The sequence below is a fragment of the Rhodococcus sp. AW25M09 genome, assembly GCF_000333955.1.
GTDB lineage: Bacteria > Actinomycetota > Actinomycetes > Mycobacteriales > Mycobacteriaceae > Rhodococcoides.
The window spans coordinates 85,892-99,534 of sequence record NZ_CAPS01000005.1 but is presented as its reverse complement, the minus strand read 5'-3'; the positions used below and the strand labels follow the sequence as shown (position 1 = coordinate 99,534).

The 13,643-nt window shown below is 63.5% G+C and carries 11 protein-coding genes and 1 pseudogene; 7 read left to right on the top strand and 5 right to left on the bottom strand.

Annotated elements, in window-relative coordinates:
* Positions 1 to 78 precede the first annotated feature (78 nt).
* From RHODMAR_RS00895 to RHODMAR_RS00885, 3 genes are read left to right on the top strand one after another with little or no spacing between them, the layout of a single operon-like run.
* On the top strand, positions 79 to 1,329 hold the full coding sequence (locus RHODMAR_RS00895) for an arginine deiminase (RefSeq protein WP_008710227.1): 1,251 nt from the start codon (positions 79 to 81) through the stop codon (positions 1,327 to 1,329).
* A complete protein-coding gene (gene argF, locus RHODMAR_RS00890; protein ID WP_042937402.1) occupies positions 1,329 to 2,324 on the top strand; it encodes an ornithine carbamoyltransferase in 996 nt (331 codons plus the stop codon). Before RHODMAR_RS00895 ends, argF begins: the two co-directional genes overlap by 1 nt.
* 1 nt (position 2,325) lies before the next feature.
* Positions 2,326 to 3,270 (top strand): carbamate kinase, encoded by a 945-nt coding sequence (locus RHODMAR_RS00885; RefSeq protein ID WP_008710224.1) that lies wholly within the window; start codon positions 2,326 to 2,328, stop codon positions 3,268 to 3,270.
* A gap of 67 nt (positions 3,271 to 3,337) precedes the next feature.
* Here RHODMAR_RS00885 and RHODMAR_RS00880 read toward each other — a convergent pair whose 3' ends face one another.
* Positions 3,338 to 4,633, bottom strand: coding sequence for an APC family permease (locus RHODMAR_RS00880; RefSeq protein ID WP_008710221.1), 1,296 nt, complete (start codon positions 4,631 to 4,633; stop codon positions 3,338 to 3,340).
* A 293-nt stretch (positions 4,634 to 4,926) separates the two neighbouring features.
* Positions 4,927 to 5,859 carry a universal stress protein gene (locus RHODMAR_RS00875; RefSeq protein WP_008710220.1) on the bottom strand — a complete coding sequence of 311 codons (933 nt, stop codon included), beginning with the start codon at positions 5,857 to 5,859 and terminating at the stop codon, positions 4,927 to 4,929.
* Positions 5,860 to 6,053: 194 nt separating this feature from the next.
* Between RHODMAR_RS00875 and RHODMAR_RS00870 the strand changes: the two genes are divergently transcribed.
* From RHODMAR_RS00870 to RHODMAR_RS00855, 4 genes are all read left to right on the top strand, one after another.
* Entirely contained in the window at positions 6,054 to 6,725 is a 672-nt protein-coding gene (locus tag RHODMAR_RS00870) for a response regulator (protein WP_008710218.1), read from the top strand.
* On the top strand, positions 6,718 to 8,424 hold the full coding sequence (locus tag RHODMAR_RS00865; protein ID WP_008710217.1) for a sensor histidine kinase: 1,707 nt from the start codon (positions 6,718 to 6,720) through the stop codon (positions 8,422 to 8,424). The genes RHODMAR_RS00870 and RHODMAR_RS00865 overlap by 8 nt, the downstream gene beginning before the upstream one ends.
* A gap of 147 nt (positions 8,425 to 8,571) precedes the next feature.
* Entirely contained in the window at positions 8,572 to 9,414 is an 843-nt protein-coding gene (locus RHODMAR_RS00860; protein ID WP_008710216.1) for a universal stress protein, read from the top strand.
* Positions 9,411 to 10,244 carry a universal stress protein gene (locus tag RHODMAR_RS00855; protein WP_008710215.1) on the top strand — a complete coding sequence of 278 codons (834 nt, stop codon included), beginning with the start codon at positions 9,411 to 9,413 and terminating at the stop codon, positions 10,242 to 10,244. The genes RHODMAR_RS00860 and RHODMAR_RS00855 overlap by 4 nt, the downstream gene beginning before the upstream one ends.
* Before the next feature lie 11 nt (positions 10,245 to 10,255).
* Here RHODMAR_RS00855 and RHODMAR_RS00850 read toward each other — a convergent pair whose 3' ends face one another.
* The 3 genes and pseudogenes from RHODMAR_RS00850 to RHODMAR_RS29355 all read right to left on the bottom strand — a co-directional run.
* Entirely contained in the window at positions 10,256 to 12,646 is a 2,391-nt protein-coding gene (locus RHODMAR_RS00850) for a phosphoketolase family protein (protein WP_008710214.1), read from the bottom strand.
* Positions 12,643 to 13,293, bottom strand: a complete 651-nt coding sequence (locus RHODMAR_RS28835) for a universal stress protein (protein WP_269744579.1) — start codon at positions 13,291 to 13,293, stop codon at positions 12,643 to 12,645. Before RHODMAR_RS28835 ends, RHODMAR_RS00850 begins: the two co-directional genes overlap by 4 nt.
* A 157-nt stretch (positions 13,294 to 13,450) precedes the next feature.
* A pseudogene (locus RHODMAR_RS29355) lies at positions 13,451 to 13,522 on the bottom strand (hypothetical protein); the annotation flags it as partial.
* Positions 13,523 to 13,643: the final 121 nt, after the last annotated feature.

Below are 13,643 nucleotides of genomic sequence, written 5' to 3'. Positions count from 1 at the left end.
CATCGAACGAGGATTGCCTGGCACCGAAGTTTCGCAATCTCGTTCGCGTCATCACACATCGATCAGAAGGAGACCGCCGTGAGTCGTTCGCTCGGAGTTCGATCCGAAGTCGGTCATCTGCGCCAGGCCATCGTCCACCGACCCGGCCTCGAACTGTCTCGTCTCACCCCGGGTAACTGCGACGAGTTGCTCTTCGACGATGTGCTGTGGGCCGAGAAGGCGCACCAGGAGCACGACGCATTCACCGCGACGCTTCGTGCACACGGTGTACGAGTGCACCATTTCGACACTCTGCTGACCGAGACCCTCGGTAACGAGGAAGCGCGCGCGTTCGTCCTCGATCGCACTTGCACCGACGAGTCGGTCGGCCCCACCCTTGCCGGACCCCTGCGAAGGCTGGCCGAGCAGAGCGACGCGGCGACGCTCGCCTCGCTGTTGGTCGGAGGGGTCACCAGGGCAGACCTCTCGCCCCTGCGTGTCGGTAGCCTGCGCTTCGACACCCTGGGGCTCGACCAGTTCGTGCTGCCTCCGCTGCCCAATGCCCTTTTCCCCCGGGATAATTCGGCGTGGATCTACGGCGGAGTCACCATCAACCCCATGGCAAAGCCGGCCCGTCAACGCGAATCCTTGCATGCGCGAGCGGTATACAAGTTTCACCCGCTCTTCACTGCGGAAACCTTTCCGATCTACTACGGGGACGACGACGACTCGCATCAGCCGGCCACTCTCGAAGGCGGCGATATCCACGTCCTCGGACACGGGGTCGTACTGATCGGGATGGGCGAGCGGACCACGCCCATGGGTGTGGAAATCGTGGCAAGGGAATTGTTCCGTACCGGACAGGCGTCCTCGGTCATCGCAGTCCAGCTCCCCAAGTCGCACGCGTTCATGCACCTCGACACCGTGCTGACGATGCTCGATCACGGCACCTTCATCCGCTATCCGTACCTCGATCCGGCATCACTGCGACCGTGGGTGATCACGGCGAGGGACCCGGAAGAGGTGATCGAGCACGACACCGGTGGACTGCACGTTCAGCAACGCGAGAATCTGTTCAGGGTGATCACGGAACTGCTCGACCTGGACAAGCTGACTGTCCTGTCGGCCGACGAGAGTCCGCGAGCCGCAGAGCGTGAGCAGTGGGACGACGCCAACAATTTCCTCGCCGTCTCACCCGGCATCGTCGTCGGTTACGAGCGCAACACGATCACCAACACCATGTTGCGCGACAACGGGATCGACGTCATCGGAATCGCGGGCAACGAACTCGGCCGAGGCCGCGGCGGTGCGCGTTGCATGACCTGCCCCATCGAACGCGATGGCATCTGATGGCATGCGCTCGAGGGTCCTTGCTCAAGGAGATCGACCTGACCAAGGCGCAGTTCCTCTCTCTGGTCGAGGACGCGCGTCTGCTCGCGCAGGCGCATTACGACGACGACTCGCGAGAGCGGCTCGCCGGTAAGAACATCGCGCTCGTCTTCGAGAAGAGCTCCACCAGAACACGATGCGCCTTCGAAGTTGCAGCACACCGCGAAGGTGCCCACGTCACCTATCTGGGCCCGAGCGGGTCTCACCTCGGCAAAGAGGAATCGATTCGCGACACCGCCCGGGTGCTGGGGCGGATGTTCGACGGTATCGAGTTCCGCGGCTTTTCGCAGAGCTCCGTCGAGGAGCTCGCCGAAAATGCCGGCGTGCCGGTGTGGAACGGCTTGACCGACCAATGGCATCCCACTCAGATGCTCGCCGACATCATGACCATGATCGACAATCACGATGGGCCCGTCGAGGAGATCGTGTACAGCTTCGTCGGGGACGGCCGGAACAACGTCGCCCGGTCTCTTCTGGTCACCGGAGCGCTGCTCGGAATGAACGTGCGGATCGTCGCACCGCGTGAGCTGTGGCCGCCGGCGGACGTCGTCGACATCGCCGAAACGCTCGCCGTCGACAGCAGAGCCCGAATCCTGATCACCGACAACATCTCCGATGGTGTCGACGATGCAGATTTCGTCTACACGGATATGTGGGTGAGCATGGGAGAATCCGACGAGCAGTGGTCGTCACGGGTGGAGCTGTTGTTGCCCTATCGCGTCACCGAACAGACGATGAAGCTCACCGGGAAGCCCGAATCGCGCTTCATGCACTGCCTCCCCTCGGTTCACGATCGAAGTACCGCGCTGGGGCAGAGTGTGTTCGATCGGTTCGGTCTGGACGGTGCAGAAGTGACCGACGACGTGTTCGAGTCGCCGCAGTCGCTGGTGTTCGAGCAGGCGGAGAATCGCTTGCACACCATCCGCGCTGTGCTCGTCGAAGCACTGGGCAACTGAGATGCGCATCGTTGTTGCCGTGGGTGGCAATGCCCTTCTTCGCCGCGGTGAGCGGCCCGACGCGGCAGCTCAACTCGACCATATCCGCTCTGCAGCAATCGCTCTCGCACCGATCATTGCCGATCACGAGGTGATCGTCTGCCACGGGAACGGACCGCAGGTGGGGTTGCTCGCGCGGGAAAGCACTGCCGACACGTCGCTGACTCGACCGTATCCGCTCGATGCACTCGTGGCTCAGACCCAGGGAATGATCGGATACTGGCTGTCGCAGGCGCTACGCAACGCCGGAGTGGTCAAGCCGATCGTCAACCTCACGACTCAGGTATGCGTGGATCCGGACGATCCGGCGTTCGCTGTGCCGACGAAGTTCGTCGGACCCATGTACACCCGCGCACAGGCAGAGGCCGTAGTAGACCAGCACGGTTGGTCGGTCGCAGTCGACGGATCGGGGTGGCGTCGAACGGTACCGTCTCCGAAACCGGTTCGCATGATAGAGAAATACTCGATCAACACGTTGCTCGAGGCCGGGTCCGTGGTGGTGTGCGGAGGCGGCGGTGGAGTGCCCGTCGTCGAGGCGGCGAGTGGTGAGCTCAACGGAATCGAAGCAGTGATCGACAAGGACTGGACAGCGGCAATCATGGCCCTCGACTGCGGGGCACGCCGTCTGCTGATTCTGACGGATGTTCCGGCTGTCGTCGACCACTTCGGGACAGCGCAGGAAATCCCGCTGCACAACGTCTATGTCGACGAGTTGATCACGACCGATTTCGCCGAGGGTTCGATGGCACCGAAGATCGAAGCGTGTTGCGCATTCTCCTCTGCCTCAGGGTATCCGGCGATGATCGGCTCACTCGACGATGCGCAGAACGTGCTCGCAGGAATCTCGGGGACCATCATCGCAGACCGGCGAACCGAGGACATCAGCTCGGGCCGCGGGCGTTACTAGATTCTCTTCAGTGATGCTGCGTGTGCCGATAAATGGCAACACCCGCACTGGAACAACTCCACTCGGGTCAAACCCGGGGCATCCTGAGCTTCGCCACGCGAAAAACGAGTTCCACTCCGAATGCCAACAGCACCATGCTCAGCAGAACCAGGCATTGCCCCAGGCTGCTCGTCGCGACAAGAGCGACCAGCGCACCGACGCACGCCAACGCGGCAACCATCGAGATCCACGGTCGCGCATCGCCGCGACTGCGCGCGGTCCGTGCTTCGGCAGTGTTCACCACTGCGAACACGATCAGAAATCCGGCGCTTCCCATGGTGGAGATACTGTGGAGATCGAGAACATTTGCGATGACGACGGTCGATCCACCGGTGATCAGCAGCCCTAGGATCGGTCGGTTCCAGATCGGCCGCTCCAATCGTGCGGGGAGTTCCCCGGACGTCGCGATGACGTAGGTCATCCGTGCCGATCCATACAGTGTGGCGTTGATCGCGGACGCGGTCGACAACATCGCCGCAACCGCAATCAGCGTAAATCCCGCGGACCCCAGAGCTGGTCGGGCGGCCTCGGCCAATGCGTAGTCTTGCGCGTTCACAAGTTGCCCAATGGGGAGGGATCCGACTGCGACAACGGCAACGGCGATGTACAGGACGATCACGAACAACACCGAGATGTAGTAGGCCCGGGTCAAGGTTCGCTCGGGGTGTGCAACGTCTTCGGCGGCGTTGGCGATGAGCTCGAAGCCCTCGTACGCCAAGAAGATGATCATTCCACCCGCAACAATCGATACTGGTGAACTCCACTGCGCCGGTGCCAGTCTGGTGGTCGATACCCCGAATACACCGACTGCGACGAAGAAGATGAGAATCACGACCTTGATTGCGACGACGAACCGCTCGGTGCGTGCAACGGTGCTCGTGCCCGCGACGTTGACAGCTGTGATCGCGAAGAGCACGACGGTGAGAAACAGGTGCTTGCCCAGTCCGTGATACGCGGGCGGAAGGAAACTGGCCGCATAACCGCCGAAGGCCTGTGAGTAGAGAGCGAGCATGACGATGTAGCTGAGCCACAGTAGGACGTTGATGCCGCCGGAGAACAGGCCGCTGCCGAATGCATGGTTGACGAATGCGACGGTTCCGCCGCGGCTCGGATAGGCCGTCGACAGTCGCGCGTAGGACCGCGCCGTCAGCATCGCCACCAAGCCGGCCAGCAGAAACGCCAGTGGTGCTGCGCCCTTGGTTATCTGGACCGACAGCCCCAGTACTGCGAAGATCCCGCCGCCCACCATGCCGCCGACGCCGATCGCGACAGCGCCCCACAAGCCCATCGGCGCAGTGGCAGCAGAACCCGAGCGCGGTGCCATTGCGATCGCTCCTTCCTGCCGGCGTGGCCGGATCAGCGAGACACTGCCGTCAAAGTTAACCGCGTCAGGCACGATCTACCTCGGTGCGTGTGTGGTGCTGGTCGAATGAACACCCGCGATGAGAATGCTGCCTGCGAAAGTACATGAATGACGATCACCGCGATGAGCGCCCTCATCGGCCACTTTTCATCGCTGAGTTCGCTCATGGACACAGCGTGCAGCGCCCAGTGCCGTCGATGTAGAGCATTAGTGCCCTGGCACGTCGGCGAACGGCAGCTCGTACTCGAGTCGGATCACGCGACGTCCGGGTTCGATGTCCCGGTGGTCCGCACGAGACGGCGGCCGGCCGTCGGGACGACGGTGACCGGACATGATGCGCGTGCCAGCACCGATCGGCTGGTCGAACCGAGCATCATTCCGGCGAATCCACCGCGTCCGTGACTACCGATCACCGCCAGCTGAGCGCCCTGCGCATGATCGAGGAGCGCTTGTACCGGTCGGTCCTTGACCACCACCGGGCGCACCGACACCGTGGGATACCGTCGAACATTCGGTTGGAGCATTCGCGCCAACTGATCTGCAGCAGCGGGCCGGTTCGCCGGCCATTCGAGCCCTCTGATCGGGACCCCCACCGACAGATCCGCATCGGACCACGAGTGCACCGCAGTCAGTGGGGCCGAGCGCACATAGGCCTCGTCGAAGGCCAGTTCGACCGCCGCCGCGCTCGCCTTCGTTCCGTCCACTCCTACGACCACCGGACGGGACTCGTGATCGAGACTCTCTCCTGTCCAGCCGCGCACCACCGTGACCGGGCATCGGGCATGGGTGGTGACGGCGAAGCCGATGGACCCGAGCGATCGTTGCTCGGTGCCGCCCAGCCCCCGGGTTGCGATGACGATCATGCGCGAGGTGTCCGACAGCTCGAGCAGCGTGGCGACTGCCGAATTTTCTGACGACACGGTGTCGATGGTGATCTCACCCATCCTCGCGTTGTCGCGAGCCGCCAGTGCACGGGCCTCGTCCAGAATTCTGTCGATCTCCGATCTCGATTGCTGTACAACGGGTTCGGGCAGAATACCCACGCCTGTCAAGGCTCTCGGCAGCGAAATTGCCGAGACGACAACCACATCGGACCGGTGTAATCGCGCGTCGAGTGTTGCCCAGCGCACGGCGTCCAACGCTGCAGCTGATCCATCGACTCCGACGACGGTCGGCAGTGATCTCATCGGGTGACCTCCTCGGTCGGGTGTTCGAGTTACATCAGAGCCCACCCACCGGGTCGGGCGCGGCAGGCGAACAACACCGGAACAGAGGACTTTCGTCTCCGGTTTCGGTGACAAAAGGTCAGGTTGCCCGCGCCTGCGACCCGTAGGCTCGGAAGTAGAGGCGCCCAGCGTGGACGCAGGTGAGGGGTGTCGCCGTGGTCACGGTGTTCTTGGTGGACGATCACGAGATCGTGCGTCGTGGTCTGATCGACCTCATCGACTCCGATCCTGATCTCGAGGTCATCGGAGAAGCGGGCAGCTGTGCGCATGCGCTGGCCCGAATCCCGGCACTGCAACCGGACGTCGCGGTACTCGATGTACGATTGCCGGACGGCAACGGCATCGAACTGTGCCGTGAACTTCTCGATCGCCTGCCCGACCTCAAGACCATGATGCTGACCTCGTTCACCGAGGACCAGGCCATGCTCGACGCGATCCTCGCGGGCGCGAGCGGCTACATCGTCAAGGACATCACCGGCATGGAGCTCACCCGCGCGATCAAGGAGGTGGGGTCCGGCAGATCGCTGCTCGACAATCGCGCTGCCGCGGCGCTGATGGACAAACTGCGAGCCGGAACAGCGACCCCCGGACCGATCGATCACCTGACCAGTCAGGAGCGCACGCTGCTGGATCTGCTGGGTGAGGGTCTCACCAACAGGCAGATCGCTGCCCGAATGTTCTTGGCGGAAAAGACCGTGAAGAACTACGTGTCCCGGCTGCTCGCCAAGCTCGGGATGGAACGTCGCACGCAAGCTGCGGTGTATGCGTCGAAACTCGCCGACACTGCACCGGCGACCGGGCCACACTCGGGGTCGCGCGATGGATGAGGCACACCCCGATACCGCATCGTCACTGCCGCAATTACGACTCGCCGAGTTGCTGGCCGAGGTTCAGGACCGCATCGGAAGGATCTCCGATGCCAGGGTCCAGGCCGACGGACTGCTCGACGCCATGCTCGTGATCACCTCCGGCCTCGATCTGGACGTGACGCTGCGGTCGATCGTGGAATCGGCCGCCAAGCTCGTTGACGCTCGATACGGCGCTCTCGGGGTACGGGGCGACGGTCACGGTCTGAGTGCGTTCATCAACTACGGCATGGACGAGGACACCCGCGTCGCCATCGGCGCGCTGCCCACCGGTCGCGGGGTACTGGGACTGCTGATCGACCAGCCGGAAGTACTACGCCTGGAAGACCTGACGGCACACTCGGAGTCGGTAGGATTTCCGCCGAACCATCCACCGATGAAAACCTTCCTCGGCGTGCCGATTCGGGTTCGCGACGAGATCTTCGGGAACCTCTATCTCACCGAAAAGAAGGACGGCACGCAGTTCACCGAGGACGACGAGGTCGTGACGAAGGCGCTGGCGTCCGCGGCCGGAATCGCCATCGAGAATTCGCGACTGTACGAGGACTCACGTGTACGCCAGGCATGGATGGAAGCGACGCGCGACATCGGAACCGAACTCCTCGCCGGAACGGACATCGACGACGTAATGCAGATGGTGTCGCGAAAGGCACTGCACCTGACCGGTTCCGACGCCGCATTCATCGCAGTTCCCGAGGACGCCGATCAGCCCTTCGAGGATGTGACACAACTCGTCGTCACAGTCAGTGAGGGCGTCGGGGCCAACCGGATGGTGGGGACAGTCATCCCGATCGCTGGGTCGAGTACGGGGATGGCGTTTCACAACCGAACGGCGCTGAGGAAGGAACGACTCGAATACGGGGTAAAGGAATTGGGCAGCGGATTCGGGCCCGCGCTGATTGCACCGTTTCGCGTCGCCGAGGGCGTCAGCGGTGTCATAGTGGTACTGCGCAAGGACAGTCGTGAGCCGTTCGACGACTCCCAGCTCGAACTCGTCTCGAGCTTCGCAAATCAAGCTGCTCTGGTTTTGCAGATCGCCGACTCCACCCGCCGGGTGCAGGAACTCGAGGTGCTGTCCGACCGGGACCGCATCGCCCGCGATCTGCACGATCATGTCATTCAACGAATCTTCGCCGCCGGCCTGGCTTTGCAGAGCACCTTGCAGCGCACCGAGTCTCCCGACCTTCGGCAGCGCCTGTCTCGAACGATCGACGACCTGCAGGACACGGTTCAGGACATTCGGACCACGATCTTCGACCTGCAGAGCACATCGCACTCGGCCACACGATTGCGTCAACGCATCAACGGCGCGGTACTGGAATTGACCGAGAACGTTCCCATTCGTGCCGTCGTGCGCATGTTCGGGCCGCTGTCGGTCATCGATACCAAGCTCGCCGATCATGCTGTTGCCGTAGTGCGCGAGACGGTCAGCAACGTGGTGCACCACGCGCAGGGCGACACGGTGACCGTCACCCTGTCGGTCGGTGACGACCTCGATATCGTGGTGTCGGACAACGGAATCGGGATGCCCGAGGACACCACGTCGAGTGGACTGTCCAACCTCGGTGCCCGCGCCGTCGAATGCGGTGGATCGCTGACGATCGCTCCGGGATCCTCCGGCAGCGGTACGGAGGTGACCTGGTCGGTGCCACTGCCCTGACGGGTGTAGCCGTTGGTCACCTGTTTCGGTGACCTCCGACCGCTGCGCCGAGCCAGGATGCGCTCGTAGCGTTCTCGATGACAGTGCAGGCCGTCGGCGAATCTCGCCTACTGCTCGCAGCTCCGTCGCACCATCGAGAGGAACCCGATGAACAGCTCACACACCACCGGACCCGTTGTGGTCGGAATAGACGGATCGACTGCGGCACTCGATGCGGTTCGCTTCGCCGTACGCGAGGCACGGGGACGTGAAACATCATTGCGGCTGGTGCACGTGATCGAACCCCACCTGCAGCATGAAACCGTATACGGCGCGCCCGACGTGGACGGTGATTACGCCCGCACGGTGTTGGACCAGGCGGCGGTGATGGCCAAGACGAGCGATCCCACCGTAATCGTGGAAGCGATTGTTCTGCAGGGTGACCCGGCGAAAGTGATGCTGTCCGAGGCGGCATCGGCGTGCCTGACAGTGTTGGGCATCACTACCGAGAACTCACTTGCTGCATGGGTTCTCGGATCGGTGGTTCACACCGTCGTGGAGTCCTCGGCTCACCCCGTGGCCCTTGTCCGAACCTTCGACTCCCAGCGAGGAGGCGCGGTGGTTGCCGCACTCGGGGATGCCGAGGTGTCGGCTAAAGACGTCGTCGTGGCCCAGGCATTTCAGGAGGCGGCAATGAGAGGGGCCAGCGTGCTGGCCGTACACGCCCAGGCCGTCTCCTCGATTCTCGCGTCAGCTCTCAGCGGCCCGCCGGATGGACTACACCCCGAATCGGCCATGGACGTTCGGTTGGAACCCTTCGGAGCGAATTACCCGAACATCCGGGTGGCATCGGTCTACGCCGAGGCGGACGCGGGATCGGAACTGGTCGCGGTCTCCGACACTGCCCAGCTGATGGTGGTCGGCCACGAGCGTGATCGAGTGCCGGGACCGACATTGATTGCGCTTCTTCGGCACTCCGAGTGCCCCGTACTCGTCGTCCCGCACGCATGAGTACCGACGGTTCGTCTGCAATCGTCGTCGGCGTCGACGGCTCCAGTTCGTCACTCGACGCGGTCGGTTGGGCTGCACGAGCGGCAGAGCTCCGCGGCGCCACGTTGAGGCTGGTGTCCGCGTACCAGGTCAAGGAGCTCTACACCAGCTTCGTGACGCTGCCAGTGCACATCGGTACCCAGGAGCGCGCTGCGGCAGACACGATTCTCGCCGGGGCCTCGCTCGTCGCCCGTCGTTCGGTGCTCGAACCTGACGCATTGTCCATCAGCGTCGATGCCCTCGTGGGGCCGCCGATCCAAGCGATGATCGATCAGTCCTCCGACGCGTCGTTGATCGTGGTGGGCACCCGCGGCAACGGAGAGTATTTTGCCGAACTGCTCGGCTCGGTGAGTACAGCGGTCTCCGGGCAGGCGCATTGTCCGGTGGTCATCGTGCCGCGAAACGTCTCGATCGAATCGGCACGCGACACGGTGGTCGTGGGGGTCGACGCATCGACCGGCAACGAGAGGTCGATGCAGTTGGCGTTCGAGGAAGCCGCGCTTCACGGAACCGGTCTGGTGGCCGCACACGTCGCGCCGGACGATTCGACCGGGCAGAGCGTTCTGGAGCAGTCTCTCGCGGGCTGGGGTGAACAATATCCGCAGGTGGCGGTGACGCGAACAGTGCTGCACGGGAACGTGGTCGAGAATCTTCTCGAACTCTCCCAGCGGGCACAGGCCGTCGTGATCGGCAGCGGTCGACGCGGACGACTCAGCGGACGCCTGCTGGGCTCCACCGTCAGGTCGCTGTCCCACCGCGTCGACTGCCCGCTGATCATCGCGCGCGGATAGCTACCGATCGGTCACGACCACCTCCATCCGCGAATCTCGGGGAGATCCTCGAAATGTTCGCGGATGTAGGCGTCGTGCCGGATCAATTGGTCGTGGCAGAACTGCCGGAGTTGCTCCTCGCCCTCGGGTGCGTCGGCCGCGCGATCCAGAGCCTCCACGGCCAGGTGATAGCGACTGATCTTGTTCAGCACCACCATGTCGAACGGCGTTGTGGTGGTGCCCTGTTCGATGAATCCACGAACGTGGAATCGCTGAGCGTTCGGGCGTCCGTGCAATAGCTGGTGCACCGCTCGCGGGTAGCCGTGGAACGCGAAGACCACATCGACTGCATCGGTGAACAAATCGACGAACTGCTCGTCCGTGAATCCGTGCGGATGATCGACGACGGGCAGCAGCGCCATCAGATCGATGACGTTGACGACGCGAACCTGCAGCCCGGGTGTCCAGGTACGCAGCAGATCGGCGGCAGCCAGAGTTTCTTCGGTCGGCACGTCGCCGGCACAGGCCAGTACGATCTCGGGACTGCCTGGCACATCGGTGTTCTCGGTGCCGGCCCATCCCCATCTCGATGCACCCGCGGCGGCGTGTTCGCGGGCCTGAGCCAGCGTCAGATACTGGGGATGGCTTTGCTTGTCGACCACCAGCACATTGACGTGTCCGCGGCTGCGGAAGCAGTGATCCGCGACGGCGAGGAGGGTGTTCGAGTCCGGCGGGAGCCAGACGCGCACCACATCGGGAGCCAATGGGATCACCGCGTCGATGAGCCCGGGACCCTGATGGCTGAATCCGTTGTGATCGTTACGCCAACAGGTACTGGTCAGCAGTACGTTCAGTGAGGCAACGGGTGCTCGCCAGGCGAGTGTGCCCGCGTGCTGCAGCCACTTGGTGTGCTGGATCAGCATCGACACACTCACCATGGCGAAGGCCTCGTAGCTGGCGAACAGCCCGTGCCGACCGGACAGCAGGTACGCCTCGAGCCAGCCCTCGCAGAGGTGCTCACTGAGCACTTCCATGACGCGTCCGTCGGCGGCCAGGTTGTCGTCGAATTCTGTGGTCGGCAGCTGCCAGCATCGATCGGTGGCCTCGAAGACGGCCTGAAGTCGGTTGCTGGCCGTCTCGTCGGGGCAGAACAGACGAAAGTTTCCGCCGCCGTGCGGCGTCGAATTGTCGAGATAGATATCGCGCATCATCTCCCCGAGTACGGTGGTCGTCTCGTGCGAGCTGTGCCCCGGTGACTCGACGGTGAGCGCGTAGTTCTCGAGATCGCGAATGACCAAGGGCTGCAACAGAACGCCGCCATTGGCGTACGGGGTGGCACCGAGTCGTTCGTCTCCCGATGGAGTGAGCTCGCGGATGGAGGCCGCCGGGGCGCCGTCATCGTCGAACAGTGACCGTGGATCGTAGGAAAGCAGCCACTGCTCGAGCTGGGCCAGATGCGCCGGATTCTCGCGGACACCGGAGAGCGGAACCTGGTGTGCCCAATGCGTTCCCTCGATCAACCTGCCGTCGACCTCGTGCGGTCCGGTCCAGCCCTTGGGGGTACGCAGGACGATGGCAGGCCACTCGATGCCGTGGTGCGATTCGTTGCTGCGGGCCGCGTGTTGAATATTCCGGATCGCGTCGTGGGCGCGGGTGAGAGCGGATTCCAAGGCCGGGAACACCTCTCGTGGATCGTCGCCCTCGACGAAGATCGGTGCCCAACCCTGGCCTCCCAGGTAGTCGGCGATCGACTGATCGGTGCTGCGGCCGAGTACCGTCGGGCCGGAGATCTTGGCGTCGTTGAGATGCAGGATGGGCAGCACCGCACCGTCGCGGATCGGATTGAGGAAGGCCGGAATCTTCCACGAACCCGAGAGGGGACCGGTTTCGGCCTCACCATCGCCGACGACGCAGGCGACCACCAGGTCGGGGTTGTCGAATGCCTCACCCGCGGCGTGGATCAGTGCGTAGCCGAGTTCGCCGCCCTCGTGGATGCTGCCGGGCGTCTGAACACTCACGTGGCTCGGAATACCTCCGGGAGTGGAGAATTGGCGGCACAGGCGCAGGACGCCGTCGTCGTCGAGCGAGATGTCCGGATAGATCTCGCTGTAAGTGCCCTCGAGGTAAGTGTTCGCAACGAGAGCCGGACCGCCGTGGCCCGGACCGGTGACGTACAGCCAATCGGAATGGGTTCGACAGATCAGGCGATTGAGCAGCGTGTAGATCATCGACAGCCCGGGACTGGTACCCCAGTGCCCGAGCAGTCGTGGTTTGATGTGCTCCACTTCGAGGGGGTGACGCAGCAATACGTTGCCCTGCAGGTAGATCTGCGCCACGGTCAGGTAGTTCGCGGCCGCCCAGTACCGAAGGTCTGCGTCCAGTTCCTCGGAGCTGTAACCGGTGTCGATCGACGGAGCGCTCATCGTTCGGTGGGAACGACAACGACGGGTACGTCGACCGAGTGGACGACCGCGCGTGCGGTGGACCCCAGAAGCATCGATGCGAAACCGCCTCGGCCCCGGCTGCCCACGACGACCAGTTGGGCCGTCTCGGATGCGTGGCGCAGTTCTCGTACCGGCCTGTCCTGAACCACCACTCGGCGAATCACCACGTCCGGGTAGTCGGCCGACCATCCGGCCAGGCTCTCGGCCAACGATGTTCGCTCGGCAAAATCGGAATTTTCCCACGGACCGTCGTCGTCACGGGTCAACACACTGCCGAGCTCCAGATCGCTCCATGCGTGTACGGCGACGAGGTCGACGCCCCGCAGCGATGCTTCTCGCACAGCGAATCCGATGGCGGGTTGGCTACTGGCGGTGCAATCCACGCCGACGATGATCGGTCCGTCGACGACCCCGCCCTTCTTGATCACTGCTACAGGGCATTTGGCGTGCGTCAGAACAGCGCTGCCGACCGACCCCATCAGACCGCCGGTGAATTCGCCGAGTCCCTTCGATCCGAGGACGATCATGGCCGGCTTCACCTCGAGATGGGTGAGGACCCGGGCAGCGGAGCCGTGTTCGAGGCGAGTCTCCAGCTCGAGCGCCTGCCCGTCCAGAGCGTCGCGCACAACATCGACTGCCTCGCCCAGCACCCGTTTCGCGTCGACGTCCGGGTCTGCGAATCGCCCCCATCCGAAGGCCGACGGCGTCGCCGTAGGTGCCCGGTGCGAACAGCGACGACGTGATGACTTCGAGCGGGGCGTGGCGTCGAACAGCCTCGTGCGTTGCCCAGCGGACCGCGTCGAACGATGCGGCAGATCCGTCGACTCCGACGACGACCCGTGTCGATGCATTCATGACGAATTCCCGTCCCTTGACTTTCGTGAGTGAAGACCTCTCGAGCATCGCGGGGTCGGACCGTCACCGACAGAGGCGGAAGTCCCTCGGCTGGTGGCGGAAGTCCCGTGAATTACCCCTG

Coding starts and splice junctions, on each gene's coding strand:
- argF (WP_042937402.1), top strand. CDS start 1,329: ATGGCATGCGCTCGAGGGTCCTTGCTCAAGGAGATCGACCTGACCAAG.
- RHODMAR_RS00865 (WP_008710217.1), top strand. CDS start 6,718: ATGGATGAGGCACACCCCGATACCGCATCGTCACTGCCGCAATTACGA.
- RHODMAR_RS00855 (WP_008710215.1), top strand. CDS start 9,411: ATGAGTACCGACGGTTCGTCTGCAATCGTCGTCGGCGTCGACGGCTCC.
- RHODMAR_RS00880 (WP_008710221.1), bottom strand. CDS start 4,633: ATGGCACCGCGCTCGGGTTCTGCTGCCACTGCGCCGATGGGCTTGTGG.
- RHODMAR_RS00850 (WP_008710214.1), bottom strand. CDS start 12,646: ATGAGCGCTCCGTCGATCGACACCGGTTACAGCTCCGAGGAACTGGAC.
- RHODMAR_RS00860 (WP_008710216.1), top strand. CDS start 8,572: ATGAACAGCTCACACACCACCGGACCCGTTGTGGTCGGAATAGACGGA.
- RHODMAR_RS00875 (WP_008710220.1), bottom strand. CDS start 5,859: ATGAGATCACTGCCGACCGTCGTCGGAGTCGATGGATCAGCTGCAGCG.
- RHODMAR_RS00885 (WP_008710224.1), top strand. CDS start 2,326: ATGCGCATCGTTGTTGCCGTGGGTGGCAATGCCCTTCTTCGCCGCGGT.